Origin of the sequence: Pseudomonas sp. So3.2b (assembly GCF_019464415.1) — a bacterium.
Taxonomy (GTDB): domain Bacteria; phylum Pseudomonadota; class Gammaproteobacteria; order Pseudomonadales; family Pseudomonadaceae; genus Aquipseudomonas; species Aquipseudomonas shahriarae.
The window spans coordinates 5,484,719-5,507,048 of sequence record NZ_CP080494.1; the positions used below are offsets into that span (position 1 = coordinate 5,484,719).

Annotated in this window: 16 protein-coding genes; 8 read left to right on the forward strand and 8 right to left on the reverse strand. The window is 60.5% G+C overall.

Annotated elements, in window-relative coordinates; genetic code table 11:
• Positions 1-83 precede the first annotated feature (83 nt).
• Positions 84-572, reverse strand: a complete 489-nt coding sequence (locus tag K1X80_RS24715; protein WP_057441112.1) for a TIGR00645 family protein — start codon at positions 570-572, stop codon at positions 84-86.
• A 164-nt stretch (positions 573-736) separates the two neighbouring features.
• On the opposite strand from K1X80_RS24715, the gene K1X80_RS24720 reads away from it, so the two are divergent.
• Positions 737-2,557 (forward strand): hypothetical protein, encoded by a 1,821-nt coding sequence (locus K1X80_RS24720; protein ID WP_120734173.1) that lies wholly within the window; start codon positions 737-739, stop codon positions 2,555-2,557.
• 8 nt (positions 2,558-2,565) lie between these two features.
• On the opposite strand, the gene K1X80_RS24725 is transcribed toward K1X80_RS24720, so the two are convergent.
• Together K1X80_RS24725 and K1X80_RS24730 are read right to left on the reverse strand one after the other, a co-directional pair.
• Positions 2,566-2,886, reverse strand: a complete 321-nt coding sequence (locus K1X80_RS24725; protein WP_057441113.1) for a hypothetical protein — start codon at positions 2,884-2,886, stop codon at positions 2,566-2,568.
• A gap of 215 nt (positions 2,887-3,101) precedes the next feature.
• A complete protein-coding gene (locus tag K1X80_RS24730; RefSeq protein ID WP_115129040.1) occupies positions 3,102-5,540 on the reverse strand; it encodes a Lon protease family protein in 2,439 nt (812 codons plus the stop codon).
• Positions 5,541-5,805: 265 nt separating this feature from the next.
• Here K1X80_RS24730 and K1X80_RS24735 point away from each other — a divergent pair, with 265 nt between their 5' ends.
• From K1X80_RS24735 to K1X80_RS24750, 4 genes are all read left to right on the forward strand, one after another.
• The gene (locus K1X80_RS24735) at positions 5,806-6,294 is read left to right on the forward strand and encodes a DUF3015 domain-containing protein (RefSeq protein WP_057441118.1); all 489 of its coding nucleotides are present in this window, start codon (positions 5,806-5,808) and stop codon (positions 6,292-6,294) included.
• A 94-nt stretch (positions 6,295-6,388) separates the two neighbouring features.
• Positions 6,389-8,242 (forward strand): DUF4105 domain-containing protein, encoded by a 1,854-nt coding sequence (locus tag K1X80_RS24740; protein WP_220172540.1) that lies wholly within the window; start codon positions 6,389-6,391, stop codon positions 8,240-8,242.
• 159 nt (positions 8,243-8,401) lie between these two features.
• Positions 8,402-8,704, forward strand: coding sequence for a chorismate mutase (locus K1X80_RS24745; RefSeq protein ID WP_169990507.1), 303 nt, complete (start codon positions 8,402-8,404; stop codon positions 8,702-8,704).
• 114 nt (positions 8,705-8,818) lie between these two features.
• Positions 8,819-9,175, forward strand: a complete 357-nt coding sequence (locus K1X80_RS24750; protein ID WP_057441124.1) for a hypothetical protein — start codon at positions 8,819-8,821, stop codon at positions 9,173-9,175.
• A gap of 69 nt (positions 9,176-9,244) precedes the next feature.
• Here the strand turns inward: K1X80_RS24750 and gdhA are convergent, their stop codons facing one another.
• Positions 9,245-10,582 carry an NADP-specific glutamate dehydrogenase gene (gdhA, locus tag K1X80_RS24755; protein WP_057441126.1) on the reverse strand — a complete coding sequence of 446 codons (1,338 nt, stop codon included), beginning with the start codon at positions 10,580-10,582 and terminating at the stop codon, positions 9,245-9,247.
• A 268-nt stretch (positions 10,583-10,850) separates the two neighbouring features.
• Complete coding sequence (ettA, locus tag K1X80_RS24760) at positions 10,851-12,515, reverse strand: energy-dependent translational throttle protein EttA (RefSeq protein ID WP_029292090.1); 1,665 nt, start codon at positions 12,513-12,515, stop codon at positions 10,851-10,853.
• A 253-nt stretch (positions 12,516-12,768) separates the two neighbouring features.
• Here ettA and K1X80_RS24765 point away from each other — a divergent pair, with 253 nt between their 5' ends.
• The 3 genes from K1X80_RS24765 (at position 12,769) to glyA (ending at position 18,813) form a co-directional block, all read left to right on the forward strand.
• On the forward strand, positions 12,769-13,380 hold the full coding sequence (locus K1X80_RS24765) for a LysE family translocator (protein WP_057958382.1): 612 nt from the start codon (positions 12,769-12,771) through the stop codon (positions 13,378-13,380).
• 115 nt (positions 13,381-13,495) lie between these two features.
• Positions 13,496-17,347, forward strand: a complete 3,852-nt coding sequence (locus tag K1X80_RS24770) for a bifunctional diguanylate cyclase/phosphodiesterase (protein WP_057958381.1) — start codon at positions 13,496-13,498, stop codon at positions 17,345-17,347.
• 212 nt (positions 17,348-17,559) lie between these two features.
• The gene (gene glyA, locus K1X80_RS24775) at positions 17,560-18,813 is read left to right on the forward strand and encodes a serine hydroxymethyltransferase (RefSeq protein ID WP_057441128.1); all 1,254 of its coding nucleotides are present in this window, start codon (positions 17,560-17,562) and stop codon (positions 18,811-18,813) included.
• 70 nt (positions 18,814-18,883) lie between these two features.
• Here the strand turns inward: glyA and yjiA are convergent, their stop codons facing one another.
• The 3 genes from yjiA to K1X80_RS24790 form a co-directional block, all read right to left on the reverse strand.
• Entirely contained in the window at positions 18,884-19,843 is a 960-nt protein-coding gene (yjiA, locus tag K1X80_RS24780) for a GTPase (protein ID WP_169990509.1), read from the reverse strand.
• A 178-nt stretch (positions 19,844-20,021) separates the two neighbouring features.
• Entirely contained in the window at positions 20,022-20,219 is a 198-nt protein-coding gene (locus tag K1X80_RS24785) for a YbdD/YjiX family protein (protein WP_057441132.1), read from the reverse strand.
• 15 nt (positions 20,220-20,234) lie between these two features.
• On the reverse strand, positions 20,235-22,301 hold the full coding sequence (locus K1X80_RS24790; RefSeq protein ID WP_057958380.1) for a carbon starvation CstA family protein: 2,067 nt from the start codon (positions 22,299-22,301) through the stop codon (positions 20,235-20,237).
• Positions 22,302-22,330 lie beyond the last annotated feature (29 nt).

The following is a 22,330-nucleotide window of genomic DNA, read 5'->3' on the forward strand; positions in this document are numbered from 1 at the left end:
AAACTAAAAGGGCGAGCAGACTAGCACACTCGCCCTACGCTTGATCAGCCCAAAATCCCAGGCAAACAGGCGCCCGGCGCGGATCAATGCTTGGTGAGTTTATCCAGGTAGCCCATGGCAAACGCCGAGATCACGAAGGTCATGTGAATGATCACGTACCACATCAGGTGCTGTGGATCGACATTCTTGGCATCCATGAAGATACGCAGCAGGTGGATCGAGGAAATCGCCACGATGGAGGCCGCCACTTTCATCTTCAGCGACGAAGAGTCCATGGTGCCCAGCCAGTTGAGCTTTTCCTTGTTGTCGTCGATATCCAGTTGCGAGACGAAATTCTCGTAGCCGGAGATCATCACCATCACCAGCAAGCCACCCACCAGGGCCATGTCGATCAACGACAGCAGCACCAGGATCAGCTCCGACTCGGCCATCGCAAAGACATTGGGCAGCAGATGGATCACTTCCTGGAAGAATTTCAGCGCCAACGCCAGCAGCCCGAGGGACAAGCCGAAATAGATCGGCGCCAGCAGCCAGCGGGAGGCGTACATTGCATTTTCGATAAAGCGTTCCATGGAATCTCACACAGCTTGGCTAGAAATGGCGGCGAGTATATCAGCCGCGCGCATCGCGCCATAACCACCCGGAAACTGACCTGTAGCGCTTCTGTAAGACAATTTTTCTGCTAGTGTCGGCCCCATCAACGTGGCTCGATGCTGCCGGACAGGAATCTCAAATAATGGATGTGCGATCTCCCTTGGCCAGTCTTGGCCTGTGTGTGGCATTGCTGGCGGCCAGCGGCTGCTCCCCCAGCGACGAGCACAAGCAAGCCACTCTCGAAGAAAAAACCGCCCAGTTCGAACAGTCCCTGGATACCATCCAGGATCCCCGCCTCAAAGAGGCCGTAGGCGAACTGGGCGGCTCGCTGCTGCTACTGGAGCGGGCGCGCATCAAGCTCGACACCAGGCCTGTCGAGACCGAGTACGGGGAAAACGCCCTGGCCGTGCTTGCCCACTACCCTACCCCGCAAGCCCTGGTAGATACCTACATCAACGGGCTGTTTGTCCTGCGCAAGAACTCGCACTCGGACTACCTGACCGATCTGCAACCGGTGTTCCCGTTCAGTTTCAATATGCCGGACCAATTCCCCTTTCCCCATGGCCTGGAATGGCAGTCGGTGACCCTGAGCAACAACAAGATCATCCCGTTCCAGCCGGAATGGTCGGAAACCGACCCCGGCATTCAGTTGAGCCCCAGCAGCTCCAACCTGACCAACCCGGACGACCTGACCGTGACCTATCCGTTTATCGAAGGTATCGAGACGGACAACAAGAGCCAGCCGCAGCCTGTCATGCTCAAAGGCCAGGTCGAGGTGATTGCCCCGAGTAAAGTCCTGGCCTTCGACCTGACCCGCCAGGACGTGGGCCAGAAACGCACTCAGGAAAACATCACGCTGACCCTGCTGGCCCTGGAAAACAACTACGCAGAGATCGAGCTGAGCAACACCAGCCCCCTGGCGCCACAAGTGGCAGATGAATCACCCAACCCGCTGCTGGTCCAGGCCCGGGACACCACGGGGCAGTTTCTTTCCCGCTCCGGTTCGATCAACGAAAGTGCCGCCCAGGTCGCCTTCTACGAGCAGCAACTGGCACAAATGCGCAAGCAGAACACCTGGTCCGAGGCCTTTGAGAAACAGTTGGAGGACGCGCAAAAAGCCTTTGAACAAAAGCAGGCCAGCCACTACGCCAAGGTCTATTTCAATGGGGTGATCGATACGCTGCAGGTCAACGTGCTGGATTTCTCCGACGCGACAGTCACCCATAAGGATCTGGAGCTGCCTGTACGGCGCTTCGACAAGAACAGCCTGGAAAAGACCGTCCAGGGCCTGCCCATGCCGGTCACCGTGTATGACGACCAAGCTGCGGACTGGCTCAAAAGTGCCACGCTCTCCGAAGACCAGCTCAAAAGCAGCATCACCATCAGCCAGTCAGTAGAGGACGCCAGCGCCGCCCACATCACCTTCGACCATCCTTTCACCTTCAATGACGACCTGGTCGGCTCGACACGCACCAGCAGCGACGCCCCGCTGACGTTCTTTACCGCAGATGATGAAGGCAACCGCGGGGAACCCATCGAGTTGCCCACCGAAGCCTTTGAAGTCGACCCATGGCGCGGCGCCATCACCTACGATCTCAATTTATTCCCGGAAACCCCGGCCTATGCGGTGGGATCCATCCCGCTGTTCCTGGCCACGATCGAAAAAAACACCCTCGACACCACGCACTTGCCCAAGGGCCTGTTGCTGAAAGATAACGCCCTGATCGTCGACCAGGCGCTGTTCCCTTCCGATAGCTGGCGGTTCTTTGCCAAGGATGCCAGCGGCAACTACCTGAAGGAAATCCTAGGCGTCAGCCACCGCGCCGAGGAATACGGCACCGCACTGTTTGACGTGCATTACTTTTATGGCCAGCCGACCGTGCTTGAAACCTACCAGCGCACTGCGCTGAACACGCTGCAATACGGCTTTGAGGTCAAGCTGGACAAGCCCGAGACCAAATAAGCCGTGGGCTAGAGGTGAACCGCATGAACCCGCCCGCCATTGAGCTGGCGCAGGTGTGCCTGCAGGTGCAGGCACCATATCTGCGGATCGTCGGCCAGTTCATAGCCGTGCAGGGTCAGGCTTTGCACGATGGAATCCAGCATATTTTCTGCGACGAACGGCCCAGGGAAGGGCCCCTGGGACTTGATGGTCGAGGGCTGCTCGCCGGTCATTCCGGCGGCAAACAGCAACGTCCACATCCCGGTATCCCCCGCAAGAGGGCGAATGGAACATTCAATTCGGGTGACCAGGCCCAGGCACTGGCGAGTGAGGCAAAGGCTGCGCGGCATGGCGGCGACCCTCGGTAGATCCGGTGTTCAGCCTCCAGACACAAGGCTGTCTCTATCCCATGACCCCTGTAGCTATCCCTAGAGCTGAGAATAGAAGAAAACCGGTACAAACCAAGGCCGTAGGGACCAACGGCGGTTGGTCCCGAAAAACCCAGTCAAAATCATGACACGCTGTCTGTAGGGGCGAGCGAGCTCGCGCACCTACAGTGGAAACCTCAGCTTGGCTTGGCTGCGGCCAACGCCTGCTGCGCCAGCTCCTTTTCCGCCTCCTTGAGGTCTTCTTCGCTGATCATCTCGGCAATGGCCCGCAGACGCTCAACCACGCGGGCATTGACGCTGCCCTCGGGGAATTGCCCTTCGGCATCCGGCTCACCGGCTGGCTCGCCCACCAACAGGCTCAAGGCTTCGTCGGCCTGGCGCACGGCATACACGTGGAACTGCCCTTGCCTTACCGCCTGCAAGACCTTCTCGTCGAGCATCAACGTCGCGACGTTGGCCTGGGGAATGATCGCACCCTGCTCCCCGGTCAAACCACGGGCCTCGCACAGGCGGAAGAAACCTTCGATCTTCTCGTTGACCCCACCCACCGCCTGCACTTCGCCGAACTGGTTGATCGAGCCGGTGATGGCAAAGCACTGCTTGAGCGGCGTCTTCGACAGTGCCGAAATCAGCGTGCAGGCCTCGCCCAACGAGGCGCTGTCGCCATCGACATAACCGTAGGATTGCTCCAGGGCGATACTTGCGGAGATCGCCAGGGGGAATTCCTGGGCATAACGGCTGCCCAGGTAACCGGTGAGGATCATCACGCCCTTGGAGTGGATCGGCTGGCCGAGGTTGACCTCGCGCTCGATATCGACGATGCCACTGCCGCCGGGGTACACCGTGGCGGAAATCCGCGCAGGCACACCGAACGCCGAATCACCGACCTCCAGCACGGTCAGCCCGTTGCATTTGCCCACTGCGGCACCCGCCGTGTCGATGAGAATGACCCCGGCGAGCATGTCATCGAGAATCCGCGCCGAGACCCGCCCGGTGCGCGTGGCCTTGGCTTTCAGTGCACGCTCGATATGCCCGGCGTCGGTGCGTTCGTCGCCCGCCAGATGACGGATGAAGTCCGCCTCGCTGACCAGTTGGAACAGGTCGCCGATCCGCGCCGACAAGCGCGCCTGGTGCTCCGCCAGACGAGCGCTGTAGGTCGCCAGCCGCGCCACGGCATCCGAGGTCAGCGGCGCCATGCCTTCTTCCGAGGTGCGGGTTTTGAGCAACTGGGCGAATTGCTCCAGGCTCTCATCGACCATCGGGATATCTTCATCGAAATCCACCAGCACCCGGAACATCTCCTGGAAGTCCGGATCCAGGTCTTGCAGGGTGTAGTACAGCGAACGGGCGCCGATGATGATGACCTTGACCTGCAACGGGATCACTTGCGGGTTGAGGGTCACAGTGGCCAGGCGGCCCAACTCGCCCAGGGGCGACTCCATCTTCAGCTTGCGCGATTGCAGGGCTCGCTTGAGCGCATCCCAGACAAATGGCTCGCTGAGCATTTTCTCGGCTTCAAGGATCAGGAAACCACCGTTGGCGCGGTGCAACGCCCCCGGGCGCAGTTGGCGATAGGTGGTGTAAAGCGCGCCCTGGTCAGTGCTGTATTCGATACGGCCAAACAGGTTGTCGTAGGTCGGGTGCGGTTCGAACACCACCGGCGCCCCACCATTGAGCGGATGGCCTACCACCAGGCTCGGGCAGTACTGCTCTTCGAGCAACTTGCGCGCCTGGGCGTCGGTTTTCGCGTCATCCACCAGCAGCTCGACCACGGTCTTGAGCAGATAGACCTGCATGGCTTGCAGGTAGCCGCACACCCCGGCGTTCTCGGCGTACTTTTCCGACAACGGCGCCAGCAACGGCTGCAAGGCCAGGGTGATGGTCTCTTCGTTGAAATGGCGCATCTGGTTGTTGGACTCGCGCTTCCACTGCGGCAAGCTGGCGAGTTCTTCGTTGAGGCGCTCTTCCAACGCGGAAATATCCGTGTGGAAACGCTCGCGGTCGGCTTCCGGCAACTGCGAGAACTCGGCCTCGTCCAGGGCCTTGCCATCAAGCATCGGGGTAAACGCGATGTTGGTGCTGTCACGGTACAGCGCCACGTCCTTTTCCAGGGCCAGGCGCTCGATCACATCCAGGGCACGGTCGTAGCGCTGGTTGAAGGCACGGTCGATGGCACTTTTGCGCTGTTGATACGTTGGGTGCTCGAACACTGCCGGAAAGGTGGCGACGAGGTTGTCGATCAGGCCACTGATATCGGCGATAAAGGGCGCCGCACCGCCCGCAGGCAACTCCAGGGCGCGGGGCTCGCGGGGCTCGTCGAAGTTATTGACGTAGACCCAGTCTGCCGGGGTCTGCAGGCGCTTGCCTTCGGCCTTGAGGTAGCGTTTGACGAACGAGAAACGGCCGGTACCGGGCTCGCCCATGACAAATACGTTGTAACCGGGGCGCGGCATGGCCACACCGAACTGCAAGGCTTCAACCGCGCGTTCCTGGCCAAGCACACCGCGAAAGGGCTCCAAATCATTGGTGGTCGAGAAGCTGAACTGTTCAGCGGAGAAAGGACGGGTCAGCGCTTCGGGCGCTAGACGCAAGCTGGCAGCAACAGGATCAGGCATCGGGCTTCCTTACATCAGGCGGGGCAATGGCGGCATTCTGGCGCCGTGCGTAGCCGGCTGGCAAGGCACGACTGAGGTAAAGCATAGACACGGGATGCCGCCTGCAAAAAAACCAGTCTGCATTGATTGTTTTACAAAAAACCACGGAACCCTTGGAACATGCCTAAACTCCAAACTGCGCGGGTTGGACTAATAACTGGCCCCTAGGGTGCTTTGCGGCGCCTGAACCCTTGTCCATTGGTTTGCACACTAAGAGAACAAAGCTATGAAACGGATCCTTCTCGGTACTCTCTTCACCGTTGTCTCCCTCAATGCAATGGCCGAAGCGCCAGGTGGCCCGAACTGTGGTTGGGGCAACATGTTGTTCGAAGGCCAGCGCGGCACGCCGGCTCACTTCCTCGCTTCCACCACCAACGGCACCTCCGGTAACGCCACCTTCGGCATGACCTCGGGCACCAACGGTTGCAGCACCAACAGCGCCCTGACTTACGGCGGCAAATCGTGGATTGCCATGAATGGCATGATGAACGAGCTGTCCGAAGACATGGCCAAAGGCAATGGCGAAGCTCTGACCACCTATGCCGTGGTCCTGGGCGTTGCTCCAGAAGATCGTGATCACTTCGCCGCTGTGACTCACGAGCACTTCCAGCAGATCTTCAGCAAGGCTGACGTGACCGCAGAAGACGTGCATTCCAACACCCTGGCAATCCTCAAAGGCGACGCCCGCCTGGCGAAATACGCCACCCAGGCTTAAGCTCGACCTGCCCGCGCCCTTACCCGGCGCGGGTTTTATTTTTTGGACCTGCCCCTTTCTTGGGTCTTTATTTATTCCGACTTAAGTTGCCCCTATGCTCAAACGCCTTGCCAGCCTGGCACTCTTCGCCTGCGCCCCGCTATATGCGGCGCCGCACCTTGATGATCAACGTTTGCAGCACCTGGCCAATGATCCGTTCTGGCTCTCGCTGGGGCACTACGAAGCCGGCAAGCTCAAAGGCTGGCGCAGCTATGTCAGCGACGCGAAATTCTTCCTCGCCAAAGACGGCGCGCACCACCCGGACGCCGAACTCAAGGCCACCGTCGACGCGCTCTACGCACCGGCCAGCCTCGGCGAAAAACATGCTCAATGCGTGTACCCGGCCCGCACCCGCTGGCTCAAGGACCAGTTGCACCTGACCGACCTGCCCGCCGTGGACTGCGTCGAATTCAAGCAATGGTTCAAGGATGTCGCGCCCCACAGCGCGGTGATGATCTTCCCCGCGGCCTACCTCAACAGCCCGTCGTCGATGTTCGGCCATACCTTGCTGCGTATCGACCAGGCTGACGTGCAAAGCAACAAGACCGCATTGCTCAGCTACGCGATCAACTTCGGCGCCTACATTGAAGGTTCGGACAACAGCATCCTCTACGCCTGGAAAGGCCTGATGGGTGGTTATCCCGGCCTGTTCGCCCTGGTGCCCTACCAGGAAAAACTCTCGGAATACCGTAGCCTGGAGAACCGCGACCTGTGGGAATACCGCCTGAACCTGACCCAGGTCGAGACCGAGCGCATGGTCGAGCATGTGTGGGAACTCAAACAGATCCAGTTCGACTACTTCTTCTTCGATGAAAACTGCTCGTACCGCCTGCTGGAATTGCTGCAAGTGGCCCGCCCCGGCCTGCGCCTGACCGAACAGTTCCCGCTGACCGCCATCCCCACCGACACCGTGAAAGCGGTGAAGGACGCGGGCCTGGTGGAAAAGATCGACTACCGTCCGTCCCGCGAACGCGAATTGCTGGAGCGCGCCAAGCCCCTGGACAGTGACGAGCAGCAATGGGTGCTAAAGATCAGCGATGACCAGAAGCAGCTGCAAGCCCCGACATTCAAAGCCCTCGGCAAAGACCGCCAGGCCCTGATCATCGACGCCGCCTACCGCCTGGGCCGCTACCGCGCCAACGGCCTGGAGCGCGACAGCGAACGCTCCCAGCGCAGCTTCGAGTTGTTGCGGGCGATCAACCAGAACCCGGCGCCCGACCTGCAGATCGAGCGCCCCGGCCTGCCGGAGAACGGCCATGAGTCGCGCACCTGGCAGGCCGGTATCGGCACCCGTGGCGACAAGGCCTTTGCTGAGTACGGCCTGCGCATGGCCTACCACGACCTCAACGACAACGCCGAAGGCTTCCCCCTGGGCGCGCAGATCGAGATCCTGCAAATGAAACTGCGCCAGTACGAAGGCAACAACTGGCAATTGCAGCAATTGGACCTGGCGACCATCCGCTCCCTGACTCCGCGCAATGAGCTGCTGCAGCCGTTGTCCTGGCAGGTCACCGGCGGCCTGGAACGGGTACCGGGCAAACATGACGACGAAACCCTGGTCAGCCATGTCAACGGCGGCGCCGGCGGCACCTGGCAACTGCACGACGACATGCTCGGCTTCGCCCTCGGCACCGTACGTGTGGAACATAACAACGACTTCAGCGAATTCATCTCCCCTGCGGCCGGCTTTAATACCGGCCTGCTGTGGAAAAACCCACTGGGCAACCTGAGCCTGGAGGCCAAGGGCGACTTTTTCACCAATGGCGAGGTAAGGCGTAGTATCAGCCTGAATCAGCAGTGGGAAGTATCACGCAACCTGGGTGTGCGCCTGAGTGCACAACGGGAGTTCAGCCACTTGGCAACGCCGGTGAACGAAGTGATGCTTGAAGTGAAGTGGTATCACTACTGACCGGCCCCAACGCCTATTGAAGATCCAATGTGGGAGCGGGCTTGCCCGCGATAGGGGTGTGTCAGTCGCTGTGGATATGACTGATCCACCGCCATCGCGGGCAAGCCCGCTCCCACATTGGGCCCGCGTTTATCCCACACATTAAGGAGTTTTTACGACATGGCCGTTACCTGCACCACCCTTGAACAAGTCCGGGAAAACATCGACCGTCTTGATCGACAGATCGTCGCCCTGCTGGCCGAACGCGGCAGCTTCGTGTCCCAGGCCGCCGGTTTCAAAAAAGACAGCGATGGGGTCAAGGCCCCTCAGCGCGTCGAACAGGTCATCAGCAAGGTTCGCGATTTAGCGCAGACCCTGGGCGCCAACCCCGACGTCACGGAGCAGGTGTACCGCGCGATGATTGCCGCATTCATCCAGCAGGAACTGGCCGAACACGCCGCTCTCTCGCAACCCACCACATAAGCCCCTGTGGCGAGTAAGCCGCCCAAACACATTACTCACCCGCTTTTCACATCTCCCCGACGAATCCCCTTCTAGACTTCCCTTATCAGCCGCTTAACGGCCTGGGAGTATGAGATGTGGCGGTTCGCCGTAATGCTGGGGGTGGTGATGGCGCTTTCAGGCTGCCAGTCCACCCGCGATGAGTTGCTGGCCAAGGGTTATCCACCGCCCTTCGCCGACGGGTTTGACGATGGCTGTAGCAGTGGGCGCCAGGCGGCCGGGGTGATCACCGGGACGTTTCGCAAGGACGTCCCGCGCTATTTGAAAGACCGCGCCTACGCCGAAGGTTGGGAAGATGGCTTTCGCCAGTGCAAGGCCATGCGTGAGAGCGAAGACCGCGATGAGTATAGGGAACGCCATTGGGACGAGCGCGAGCGCGCCTGGCAGCAGGAGAAGGACCGCGACGCCGCACGGGCGTATCGCAGCCAGTGACACCACCCAGAGCGAATGTGGGAGCTGCAAGCCCCCACAATTGATCCTCGGTGGCGCTCAGCTCACGGTTTAGACGATGCCCTGCGCCAGCATTGCATCCGCCACTTTCACAAAACCGGCGATGTTCGCGCCCTTCACGTAGTTGATCCGGCCGTTTTCTTCACCGTAGTGCACGCAGGCATGGTGGATCGACTGCATGATGTTATGCAGCTTGCTGTCCACTTCACCGGCGGTCCACAGCAGACGCATGGCATTTTGGGACATTTCCAGGCCACTCACTGCCACGCCGCCGGCATTCGATGCCTTGCCCGGCGCGAACAGGATACCGGCGTCGATAAAGATATCCACAGCCTCCAGGGTCGTTGGCATATTGGCGCCTTCGGCCACGCAGATGCAGCCGTTACGCAGCAGAGCGCTGGCGGCTTCGGCGTCCAGTTCGTTCTGGGTCGCACAGGGCAGGGCGATGTCGCATGCCAGTTCCCATGGGGTCTTGCCGGCGCGGAATTCCAGGCCAAAACGCGAGGCCAACTCGCTGATGCGCCCGCGCTGCACGTTTTTCAGCTCCAGCAGCGCCGACCATTGTTCCTCGGTCAAACCAGTCTCGCAGTACAGGGTGCCTTCGGAGTCGGACAGGGAGATCACCTTGCCGCCCAGGTCCATGACTTTGCGTGCCGCGTATTGCGCCACGTTGCCGGAGCCAGAGACTGCCACGCGCTTGCCTTCAACCCGCTGGCCCTGGCGCTTGAGCATCTCTTCGGCGAAGTACACGCAACCAAAGCCGGTGGCTTCCGGGCGGATCAGGCTGCCGCCGTAGCTCATGCCCTTGCCGGTGAATACCGAGGTGAATTGGTTGCTCAGGCGCTTGTACTGGCCAAACAGAAAACCGATTTCCCGAGCGCCCACGCCGATATCGCCGGCCGGGACGTCCACGTCTGCACCGATATGACGGTACAGCTCACTCATGAACGACTGGCAGAACCGCATGACTTCGGCGTCGCTCTTGCCCTTGGGGTCAAAGTCCGAGCCGCCCTTGCCGCCGCCCATGGGCAGCGAGGTCAGGGAGTTCTTGAAGGTCTGCTCGAAGGCGAGGAATTTCAGCACCCCAAGGTTGACCGAGGGGTGGAAGCGCAGGCCACCTTTGTAAGGGCCGATGGCGCTGTTCATCTGGATACGGAAGCCGCGATTGACCTGGACCTTGCCCTGATCATCAACCCACGAGACCCGGAAGGTAATCGCGCGTTCCGGCTCGCAGATGCGCTCCAGAATGCCCGAAGTCAGGTAGTGGGGATTGGCCTCAAGAAACGGCCACAGGCTGCGTAGGACTTCTTCCACAGCCTGGTGGAATTCCGGCTGGTCCGGGTCGCGTTTTTTGAGGCGGGCAAGGAAGGATTCGACGGATTCGATCATGAAAAGTCTCGGCAGATTTATTGTCATTAATGGCGATTTGCCCAGGACTTTATCAATTCGCGCCGCACCGTGACAGGGCAAAATGTCGCCTTTGTGAATTTAAATGGTGCAATGGATATAAATAACCCTGATTTTCTGCCCCTTAACAGGGATTTCAACAAGAGCTATGCACCAATAGTTAAACCGCTAATGCAGGCACCTCGGGCCACCTCAATTGCGCCAAAAAAAACGGAGCCCGAAGGCTCCGTTTTGTTCAAACCAACCCGAATCAGGCCAGTTTTTTGTGCCGTACACGATGCGGCTGGGCAGCCGCTTCGCCCAGGCGCTTCTTGCGATCGGCTTCGTACTCGGTGTAGTTGCCTTCGAAGAACACCGCTTGCGAGTCGTCTTCGTACGCCAGGATGTGCGTTGCCACGCGGTCCAGGAACCACCGATCGTGAGAGATCACAATCGCGGCGCCCGGGAAGTCCAGCAGGGCTTCTTCCAGGGAACGCAGGGTTTCAACGTCGAGGTCGTTGGACGGTTCGTCGAGCAGCAGGACGTTGCCGCCCTCCTTCAGGGTCAGGGCCAGGTGCAAGCGCCCGCGCTCACCACCGGACAGGTCCTTGACGAACTTCTGCTGGTCGCCACCCTTGAAGTTGAAACGGCCAACGTAGGTGCGCGACGGGATTTCATAGTTGCCGATACGGATCTGGTCGGAACCGTCGGAAATCTGCTGGAACACCGTTTTGCTGCCGTCGAGGTCTTCACGGCTCTGGTCCACGCAGGCCAACTGCACGGTTTCGCCGACTTCAATGGTGCCCGAATCCGGTTGTTCCTTGCCCATCAGCATGCGGAACAGCGTGGATTTACCCGCACCGTTACCCCCGATCACGCCGACGATGGCGCCTTTAGGCATGGAGAACGACAGGTTGTCGATCAGCACGCGATCGCCATAGCCTTTGCAGACGTTCTTGAACTCGATGACCTTGTCACCCAGGCGCGGACCGGCCGGGATGTAGATTTCGTTGGTCTCGCTGCGCTTCTGGAACTCCTGGGACTGCATTTCCTCGAAGCGTTGCAGACGGGCCTTGGATTTCGACTGACGAGCCTTGGCACCTTTGCGCACCCACTCCAGTTCGTCCTTCATGGCCTTTTCATGGGCCGACTGCTGCTTGGATTCGGCCGCCAGACGGTCGGACTTGGCTTCCAGCCAGCCAGAGTAGTTACCCTCGTAAGGGATACCGGCGCCACGGTCGAGTTCCAGGATCCAGCCCGCGACGTTGTCCAGGAAGTACCGGTCGTGCGTGATCGCGACCACGGTGCCCGGGAAGTCATGGAGGAAGTGTTCCAGCCAGGCCACGGAGTCAGCGTCCAGGTGGTTGGTCGGTTCGTCGAGCAGCAGCATGTCGGGGGCCGACAGCAGCAGGCGGCACAGGGCCACGCGGCGCTTTTCACCACCGGACAGGTGCTCGACCTTGGCGTCCCAGGCCGGCAGGCGCAACGCATCGGCGGCGACTTCCAGCTGGCGCTCCAGGTTGTGACCGTCGCCAGCCTGCAGGATGGCTTCGAGCTTGGCCTGTTCGGCGGCCAGTTTGTCGAAGTCGGCATCCGGCTCGGCGTAGGCCGCGTAGACTTCGTCCAGGCGGGCCTGGGCGTCCTTGATCACGCTGACGGCTTCCTCGACCACTTCACGCACGGTCTTGGACGGGTCCAGGATCGGCTCTTGCGGCAGGTAACCGATGTTCAGTTCGGGCATTGGGCGGGCTTCGCCTTCAAACTCGGTGTCGACGCCGGCCATGATTTTCAGCAGCGTGGACTTACCCGAACCGTTAAGGCCGAGTACGCCGATCTTGGCGCCCGGGAAGAAGGACAGCGAAATGTTTTTCAGGATTTCCCGCTTCGGTGGAACAACTTTGCCCAACCGATGCATGGTGAAAACGTATTGAGCCAAAATGTGGACCTCGTAAAAAGATGAGAACAGGGCCTGCGTAGCGTCATGGCGCTGTACGTAGCACATCGAATGATCAAGGTTAACCTAAGTCAGCGACGGCGGGCAGATTGACAGGCGCTTTTGAGCCGCGCTTTTTCCTGCTGTGGGCCAGATGGAACACAATACCCGGCAACATCCCCCTGATGAAGAAGACACATGCCACCTGCATTCTGGACCACGCCTTACCCCCTGACTGGCCCGGGAGACAGCTTCGATGCTTAACGTCATGTCTGCACTTGGGCTATTGCTCTTGATGCCGGGGCCGACCAATACCCTGCTATTGCGCTCGGGCGTGCTCTCGGGTTTCAGGCGGGCCTGGACCCTGAGCCTGCTGGAGTGCCTGGCCTACCTGCTGCAGATCTCTTTTTGGGGCTACGCCCTCAGCCATATTGGCGTCAATGCGCCCTGGTGCCTGAAGGTGATGCAGTTCGTCTCTATTTGTTACCTGGTCAAGACCTCGTACGGCCTGTGGCGCGAGCCCGCCGTCGACCTGTCCCTGCTGCCCGGAGCGCGGGTGTCGAGGTGGCACTTCTTTTTACTGACGCTGATCAACCCTAAGGGTTTGCTGGTGGTTTCGTTCATCGTGCCGGTGCAGACCTTTGCCGATCTGGCCTTATATGGGCAGTTCGTCATGCAATTCACCGCAGTGGTGATCCCAGTGGGCTGCGCCTGGGTGCTGTTCGGCGCACGCATCAAACGCAGCGGGCATGCCTGGCTGACGCCGCAGAACATAAACCGCACCGCTTCTGTGGTTATTAGTTGCTTTGCACTGGCCATTCTATTCAAACTGGCGGATGGCTTGATCAGTACTGGCCCGGCGCTGTAGTCCTGCCAGGCGGGGCTGGCACTTTGCCACAACTCAAGGCATGCTAGCCGCCCTTCGGGCGTCCGGCTTATAGTGCACGTCGCGCGCCAATCCAGCCAAACCGCAGGATCACAGCTTGACCAACGTAACAAAGCCGAGCCCGTTGCGCGCAGCCCATATTGCGCCGGGCGCCCCCCTGCACGGCCCCCTCAAGGGCGCATTGGCGACGCTGGTCCTGTTGCTGCTCGCACTATTGTTCTGGCAACTGCTGGATCAATTGCAGCAGAACCAGAAGGACCAACAGCAATACACCATCAACTACAGCGCCGACCTGGCCGAACAGATCAGCCTGAACATGGCCCTGAGCGCGCAAATCGCCCTCAACCTGCTGCCGATCGTCGAACCGCCACGCAATGAAGAACAACACCAGGCCCTGATGCGCAGCTTGCAACGCTCGTTGCCGGAACTGCGCAGCGTTGCCCTGCTCGCCCCCAGCGGCGCGATCCTCAGTGACTCCGCCGATAACAGCCAGGACAGTGCCTGGCTCGAAGAACTGGTCAAGCGCAGCCATGCGCAGTCCTATTATTTGAGCAATAACGGCGACGGCTCCATCATCTACCTGCTGCTGCACCAGCCCAGCGGCGGCGCCAAGATGTACTGGGTGTTGCGCCTGGCTCCCAATTACCTGGCCAACCTGACGCGCCAGGACGGCCAGGGCTCACGCCCGATGTGGGCCATTGAAAACCAGGTGAACCACCGGGTTGTCAGCCGTGACAGCGGCATGCCCAGCCAGTGGTCGGCCGGGCTGACCCCCGAAGAGCTGAATAAAACCGTACTGGTCACCCCTTTGAGCAAAAGCGACTGGCAACTGCGCGGGCTGTTTGATCGCGCCGCTGTGCTGGAGCAACTGCTGCCGGCGTTTATCGGCAAATGCCTGCTGGGCCTGGCCTTTTCGCTGATCCCGGTGCTGGTGCTGCTGAACATGCGGCGGCGCCAGCGCCAGGTCAATGAAGGCCGGCGCCGCTATCAGGATATTTTCGACGGCACCGGTGTGGCCTTGTGCGTGCTCGACCTGTCGGGCCTGCGCGGTTTCTTCGACAAGGCCCAGTTGCACACCCGCGAGCAATTGCAGGAGTGGCTGCACAACAGCCCCGAGCAACGCCAGCAACTGCTCAAGGAACTGCGCATCACCGAGGTCAACCAGGTCGCCGTGCGCCTGCTGAACGTGGCGTCCTGCGAACAGGCCTGGGAACGCTTGATCGACGGTTGCCCGCTGAACACCAGCGCCATCGGCTACGCAGTGCTTGAAGCGGTGCTGACCCAGCACAAACAGCTGGAGCTGGAGATTCAACTCAGCGACATCGAGGGCAACGACCAGTACCTGTGGCTGGTCATGCGCCTGCCGGAAGAACAGCACGACTATAAGGCGGTGATCCTCAGTATCAGTGATATCACCAGCCGCAAACTGGTGGAACTGTCGCTGGTGGAGCGCGAAGCGTTCTGGTCGGACGTGGTGCGCACCGTGCCGGACCACCTGTATGTGCAGGATGTAATCAGCCAGCGCATGATTTTCAGCAACCACCACCTGGGCCACACCCTGGGCTATAACAAACACGAACTGCAGCAAATGGGCGAGTACTTCTGGGAGATCCTGCTGCACCCCGAAGACGCCGAGAGCTATCACGACCTGCGCCAGCAACAACGCGCCGCCGGGTACCTGGCGCAGTTGCAATGCCAGTTGCGCTTTCGCCACCGCAACAACCAATGGCGGCGCTTCGAGATCCGCGAACAGGCCCTGGCACGGGACAAGACCGACCAGGTCACGCGGATTATCGGGGTGGCCAAGGACATTACCGACCAGATCGAGGCCAGCGAATCCCTGCGCGACAGCGAGCAGCGCTACCGCATGCTGGCCGAAAGCATCAGCGACGTGATTTTCTCCACCGACAGCAAGCTGGCCCTCAACTACGTCAGCCCGTCGGTAAATGCGGTGCTGGGCTATGAAGTCGACTGGATCTTCAAGAACGGCTGGCAATCGACCATCGCCAACCCGCAGCAACTGACCGGCATCTACACCCTGGTGGAGCGGGTCAGCCGCGCCCTGGACCAGCCCGAAGCCCTGGCCCTGTTGCGCGACGATGTGCAGACCCAGTTGTTCCTGTTCGATTGCCTGCGGGCCGACGGGCGCAAGGTGCCGATCGAACTGCGCCTGGTACTGGTGTGGGACGAGCACGGTGCGTTCGAAGGCATCCTCGGCGTGGGCCGCGATATCAGCCAGCAACGCCGCGCCGAGAAAGACCTGCGCATGGCGGCCACGGTATTCGAGCACTCCACCTCGGCGATCCTGATCACCGACCCGGCCGGCTATATCGTGCAGGCCAACGAAGCCTTCAGCCGGGTCAGCGGTTATGCCGTGGCCGATGTGCTCGACCAACTGCCGAACATGCTCACCGTCGACGAACAGCAGGAAGCCCACCTGCGCTATGTGCTCAAGCAACTGCACCAGCACAGCACCTGGGAAGGCGAAGTGTGGCTCAAGCGCCGCAGCGGCGAGCACTACCCGGCCTGGGTCGGCATTACCGCTGTGCTCGATGACGAGGGCGACCTGGCCAGCTATGTGTGCTTCTTCAGCGACATCAGCGAGCGCAAGGCCAGCGAACAACGCATCCACCGCCTGGCCTACTACGACGCCCTGACCCACCTGCCCAACCGCACGCTGTTCCAGGACCGCCTGCACACCGCGTTGCAGTCGGCCGAACGACAAAAGTCGTGGGTGGTGCTGATGTTCCTCGACCTCGACCGCTTCAAACCGATCAATGACTCCCTGGGCCACGCCGCCGGCGATCGCATGCTCAAGGAAATGGCGACCCGCCTGCTTGGCTGTGTGGCCGAGGACGACACGGTGGCGCGTATGGGCGGTGACGAGTTCACTTTGCTCCTGCAACCCCGGGTCAGCCGCGAAATGGCGCTGAACCGGGCGATTCATGTGGCCGAACAGATCCTCGCCAGCCTGGTGAAGCCGTTTGTGCTGGAAGGCCGCGAGTTTTTTGTCACCGCCAGTATCGGTATCGCCCTGAGCCCTCAGGACGGCAACGAACTGAGCCAGTTGATGAAAAACGCCGACACGGCGATGTACCACGCCAAGGAACGTGGCAAGAACAACTTCCAGTTCTACCAGGCCGACATGAACGCCAGCGCCCTGGAGCGCCTGGAACTGGAAAGCGACCTGCGCCATGCCTTGGACCAGAACGAATTCGTGCTCTATTACCAGCCGCAGTTCAGTGGCGATGGCAAACGTTTGACTGGCGCCGAAGCCCTGCTGCGCTGGCGTCACCCACGCCGTGGCCTGGTGCCGCCGGGGGATTTCATCCCGGTCCTGGAAGAGCTGGGCCTGGTGGTGGACGTGGGCGACTGGGTGATCGATGAGGCGTGCCGCCAACTCAAGACCTGGCACCAGAACAAGGTGCGAGTGCCCAAGGTCTCGGTGAACATTTCGGCGCGGCAGTTCTCCGACGGGCAGTTGGGCACGCGGATCGCCACCATCCTCAAGGAAACCGGCCTGCCGCCGGCGTGCCTGGAGCTGGAATTGACCGAAAGCATCCTGATGCGCGAGGTCAACGAGGCCCTGCAGATCCTTGCCAGCCTGAAAAACCTCGGCCTGAGCATCGCTGTGGACGACTTCGGCACCGGCTACTCATCGCTCAATTACCTCAAGCAATTCCCCATCGACGTGCTGAAGATCGACCGCACCTTCGTCGACGGCCTGCCGTCCGGCGAACAGGATGCGCAGATCGCCCGGGCAATCATCGCCATGGCCCACAGCCTGAACCTGGCGGTGATCGCCGAAGGCGTGGAAACCCATGAGCAACTGGACTTCCTGCGCGAGCATGGCTGCGACGAGGTGCAGGGCTACCTGTTCGGGCGGCCGATGCCGGCCAATCGGTTTGAGGCGCAGTTCAGTAACGACGCCCTTTTCATGTTTGACTGAGGTTTTGCGGTGGGGCTGATGGCCTCATCGCGGGCAATCCCGCTCCCACAGTTGAATGTGGGAGCGGGCTTGCTCGCGAAGGGGCCATCAAATACGCCATCCATCTCTGGATGAACGCCACTTGTCCGCGACATGATGTCCTTTCATATGCCATCTAAAACCCATTGGGTTAGAATGCCCCTCTTTTCTGCCCCCGATCCTTGAGGACCGCCATGTTCAGCCGTGATTTGACTATTGCCAAGTACGACGCCGATCTCTTTGCCGCCATGGAGCAAGAAGCTCAGCGCCAGGAAGAGCACATTGAGCTGATCGCTTCGGAAAACTACACCAGCCCTGCCGTGATGGAGGCTCAAGGTTCGGTTCTGACCAACAAGTACGCCGAAGGTTATCCGGGCAAGCGTTACTACGGCGGTTGCGAATTCGTCGATATCGTCGAGCAACTGGCTATCGACCGCGCCAAGGAACTGTTCGGCGCCGATTACGCCAACGTCCAGCCACACGCCGGCTCCCAAGCCAACGCGGCCGTGTACCTGGCCCTGCTGCAAGGCGGCGACACCATCCTGGGCATGAGCCTGGCCCACGGCGGTCACCTGACCCACGGCGCCAGCGTTTCCTCCTCCGGCAAGCTGTACAACGCTGTCCAGTACGGCATCGACGGCAACGGTCTGATCGACTACGACGAAGTCGAGCGCCTGGCCGTCGAGCACAAGCCAAAAATGATCGTGGCCGGTTTCTCTGCCTACTCGCAGATCCTCGACTTCCCACGCTTCCGTGAAATCGCTGACAAAGTGGGCGCCTACCTGTTCGTCGACATGGCCCACGTGGCCGGTCTGGTCGCCGCTGGCGTCTACCCGAACCCAGTGCCTTACGCTGACGTCGTGACCACCACGACCCACAAGACCCTGCGCGGTCCACGTGGCGGCCTGATCCTGGCGCGCGCCAACGCCGATATCGAGAAAAAGCTGAACTCCGCCGTATTCCCAGGCGCCCAAGGTGGCCCGCTGGAGCACGTGATCGCCGCTAAAGCGATCTGCTTCAAGGAAGCCTTGCAGCCTGAGTTCAAGACTTACCAGCAACAAGTGGTGAAAAACGCCCAGGCCATGGCCACTGTGTTCATCGAGCGCGGTTTTGACGTGGTGTCCGGCGGTACTGAAAACCACCTGTTCCTGCTGTCGCTGATCAAGCAGGATATCTCCGGTAAAGATGCTGACGCTGCCCTGGGCAAAGCCTTCATCACCGTGAACAAGAACTCGGTACCGAACGACCCACGTTCGCCGTTCGTCACCTCGGGCCTGCGCTTCGGCACCCCGGCCGTGACCACTCGTGGCTTCAAGGAAGCAGAGTGCAAGGAACTGGCTGGCTGGATCTGCGACATCCTGGCTGACCTTTCCAACGAAGCCGTGATTGACGCGGTACGTGAGAAGGTCAAGGCCATCTGCAAGAAGCTGCCGGTATACGGCGCTTGATTGCAGTTGCTTGAATAAGAAGCCCGGCTCTTGAGCCGGGCTTTTTTATGCCTGTTGACCGCGTTTCAAGTCAGGGTTGGTAGACCCGCTGGAAGCCTTCGCGGATCTTGTCTTCCGGCAACTCATCGGCAATAAACACAATCACACTCTCCCGCGCCTCACCCTCGGCCCATTCGGTGTCCCAATCGAACCCGTAGAGCTTGAGCACGCCCTGGAACACCATGCGCCGATCTTCCCCGGCGATGTTCAGCACGCCCTTGTAACGCAGCAGTTGTTTGCCGTGTTCTTCCAACAGTTCGTTCATGAACTCACTGAGCCGGTCGATATCCAGCGGCTGGTCGGTGCGCAGCACCAGGCTGGAGATACGGTCGATGGACGGCGCCTGGCTGACCGGGCGCAGGGTCATGCCGGCGTTGAGGTTAAAGCCGCGCACGTCCAGCAGCTCAGCCAGGTCGATCTTGCCATGTTCCACCACACGAATCGGCGCACGACGGTTGATGCGGGTCAGGCGTTGACTGAGCGCCTCGAAGCTGGCGTCGTCCACCAGGTCGCGCTTGCTTATCAGCAGGCGGTCGGCAAAGCCGATCTGGGCCTGGGCGATGGTCTGGGTCAGGTGGTGCTCGGCGTGGGCCGCGTCCACCAGGGTGATGATGCCGTCGAGGAGATAGCGCTCGCGCAATTCCTCGTCGATAAAAAAGGTCTGGGCCACCGGCGCCGGGTCAGCCAGACCGGTGCACTCGATCACCAGGCGGTCGAAGGCGATCTCGCCGCTGTCCAGGCGTTCGAGCAGCAGGTACAGGGCTTTGGTCAGGTCGGTGTGGATGGTGCAGCACACGCAACCGTTGGACAGGGTCATGACCTGGACCGGCTCATCGCCCAATAGCTGGGTGTCGATGCCGGCGTCACTGAATTCGTTTTCGATCACGGCGATTTTCAAGCCGTGCTCGGCCTTGAGCAGATGGCGCAACAAGGTGGTCTTGCCAGCGCCGAGGAAGCCGCTGAGGACGGTGACGGGGATGGGAGAGGACAAAATATTCTCCTTGAGGAAACACAAAACAAATGTGGGAGCGGGCTTGTGTGGGAGCGGGCTTGCTCGCGATGCAGGCAACTCGGTCTATCTGGTATACCGAGGTGATGCTATCGCGAGCAAGCCCGCTCCCACACAAGCCCGCTCCCACAGGGGATCACATAGGCCCAACCCTATTGGATCAACAGCACTTGGGCCCGCCCTTGCCGCCGTAACGGGCTTCCTGGCGCTCCCGGAAGAACGCCTTGTAGTCCATCAACGGCTTGTCCGGGTGCTTGGTTTGCATATGCTCGACGTAGGTGTCGTAGTCGGGCATGCCGACCATCAGGCGTGCAGCCTGACCGAGGTATTTACCGAGGCGACCGATGTCATTGAACATGTCTGCAACCCTCTATCACGCGTCCGGCATGGCTTGGAATGGTGCTTCTTTATCCGTACGTTCCTTGGTGCCCCAGGCGGCAACGCCGACCTTGATGGCATAGAACAGGATGCTGAAGACCACGAACAGGAACAACACCGTCAACGTCGCGTTGGTGTAGGCGTTCCAGATCACGTGCTGCATCTGGTCGATACTCTTGGCCGGGGCCAGGATCTGCCCATTGGCCAGCGCATCGCTGTACTTCTTGGCCAGCGACAGGAAGCCGATCGCCGGGTTGGCGTCGAACAGCTTGATGAAGCCTGCGGTGGTGGTGCAGATCAGCAGCCAGACAGCCGGCAGCAGGGTCACCCAGATGTAGCGCTGGCGCTTCATTTTGATCAGCACAACGGTGGCGAGCATCAGCGCGATACCGGCCAGCATCTGGTTGGAGATGCCGAACAGCGGCCACAAGGTGTTGATACCACCCAGCGGGTCGATCACGCCCTGGTACAGCAAGTAGCCCCACATCGCCACACAGCCTGCAGTGGCGATCAGGTTGGCCGTCCAGGACTCGGTACGCTTGAGCGCCGGCACGAAGGAACCGAGCAGATCCTGGAGCATGAAGCGCCCGGCACGGGTACCGGCGTCCACAGCGGTCAGGATGAACAGCGCTTCGAACAGGATTGCAAAGTGGTACCAGAACGCCATGGTGTTTTCACCCGGCAGCACACTGTGCAGGATTTGCGCGATGCCGACCGCCAGGGTCGGCGCACCGCCGGCACGGGCCAGGATGGTGGTTTCACCGATGTCATTGGCCACCGCTTGCAGCGCTTCCGGGGTAATCGCAAAGCCCCAGCTGCTGACGGTTTGCGCAACAGTCACCACATCACTGCCGACAATCGCCGCAGGGCTGTTCATGGCGAAGTACACGCCTGGCTCGATCACCGAAGCGGCAACCATGGCCATGATGGCGACGAACGACTCCATCAACATGCCGCCATAACCGATGTAGCGCGAGTGGGCTTCATTGGCCAACAGCTTGGGCGTGGTGCCCGAGGAAATCAGCGCGTGGAAACCCGATACCGCACCACAGGCGATGGTGATGAACAGGAACGGGAACAGGCCGCCCTTCCACACCGGGCCAGTGCCGTCGATAAACTGGGTCAGCGCCGGCATTTTCAGGTCAGGCATGGTGACCAGGATGCCAATCGCCAGGGCGATAATGGTGCCGATTTTCAGGAAGGTAGACAGGTAGTCGCGCGGGGCCAGGATCAGCCACACCGGCAGTACCGCGGCCACGAATCCGTAGCCAACCAGCATCCAGGTGATCTGGATCCCGGTGAAGGTGAAGGCCTTGGCCCATACCGGATCAGCGGCAATCTGCCCGCCGAGCCAGATCGAACCCAGCAGCAACAGCACGCCAATGATCGAAATTTCGCCGATGCGGCCCGGACGGATGTAGCGCATGTACACGCCCATGAACATCGCGATCGGGATGGTCGCCATCACCGTGAAGATGCCCCACGGGCTTTCGGCCAGGGCCTTGACCACGATCAGCGACAGCACCGCGAGGATGATGATCATGATCAGGAAGCAGCCAAACAGCGCGATAGTCCCGGGAATGCGGCCCATTTCTTCGCGAACCATGTCCCCCAGGGAGCGGCCGTTGCGACGGGTGGACAGGAACAGAATCATGAAGTCCTGCACCGCACCCGCCAGCACCACGCCGGCAATCAGCCACAGGGTACCGGGCAGGTAGCCCATCTGTGCAGCCAGTACCGGGCCGACCAGAGGCCCCGCGCCGGCAATGGCGGCAAAGTGGTGACCGAAGAGAATATGTTTGTTGGTCGGCACATAGTCCAGACCGTCGTTGTTGATCACTGCGGGGGTGGCCCGCCGTGGATCGAGTTGCATCACGTTATTTGCGATGAACAGGCTGTAGTAACGATAAGCCACCAGATAAATGGCGACTGCCGCGACTACAATCCACAAGGCGTTGATTGCCTCGCCGCGCCGCAAAGCCACTACGCCCAGGGCGCACGCTCCTACGATTGCCAGCAACAGCCAGGGTAGATGGCGGAGCAGGCTATTATTATTTTTCATTTTTATATTCCAGCCAGGGTGGACAGAAA

Excerpts from the sequence above, each read along its gene's own strand:
- K1X80_RS24715 (WP_057441112.1), bottom strand. The coding sequence starts at position 572 with ATGGAACGCTTTATCGAAAATGCAATGTACGCCTCCCGCTGGCTGCTG.
- K1X80_RS24720 (WP_120734173.1), top strand. The coding sequence starts at position 737 with ATGGATGTGCGATCTCCCTTGGCCAGTCTTGGCCTGTGTGTGGCATTG.
- K1X80_RS24725 (WP_057441113.1), bottom strand. The coding sequence starts at position 2,886 with ATGCCGCGCAGCCTTTGCCTCACTCGCCAGTGCCTGGGCCTGGTCACC.
- K1X80_RS24730 (WP_115129040.1), bottom strand. The coding sequence starts at position 5,540 with ATGCCTGATCCTGTTGCTGCCAGCTTGCGTCTAGCGCCCGAAGCGCTG.
- K1X80_RS24735 (WP_057441118.1), top strand. The coding sequence starts at position 5,806 with ATGAAACGGATCCTTCTCGGTACTCTCTTCACCGTTGTCTCCCTCAAT.
- K1X80_RS24740 (WP_220172540.1), top strand. The coding sequence starts at position 6,389 with ATGCTCAAACGCCTTGCCAGCCTGGCACTCTTCGCCTGCGCCCCGCTA.
- K1X80_RS24745 (WP_169990507.1), top strand. The coding sequence starts at position 8,402 with ATGGCCGTTACCTGCACCACCCTTGAACAAGTCCGGGAAAACATCGAC.
- K1X80_RS24750 (WP_057441124.1), top strand. The coding sequence starts at position 8,819 with ATGTGGCGGTTCGCCGTAATGCTGGGGGTGGTGATGGCGCTTTCAGGC.
- gdhA (WP_057441126.1), bottom strand. The coding sequence starts at position 10,582 with ATGATCGAATCCGTCGAATCCTTCCTTGCCCGCCTCAAAAAACGCGAC.
- K1X80_RS24765 (WP_057958382.1), top strand. The coding sequence starts at position 12,769 with ATGCTTAACGTCATGTCTGCACTTGGGCTATTGCTCTTGATGCCGGGG.
- glyA (WP_057441128.1), top strand. The coding sequence starts at position 17,560 with ATGTTCAGCCGTGATTTGACTATTGCCAAGTACGACGCCGATCTCTTT.
- K1X80_RS24785 (WP_057441132.1), bottom strand. The coding sequence starts at position 20,219 with ATGTTCAATGACATCGGTCGCCTCGGTAAATACCTCGGTCAGGCTGCA.
- K1X80_RS24790 (WP_057958380.1), bottom strand. The coding sequence starts at position 22,301 with ATGAAAAATAATAATAGCCTGCTCCGCCATCTACCCTGGCTGTTGCTG.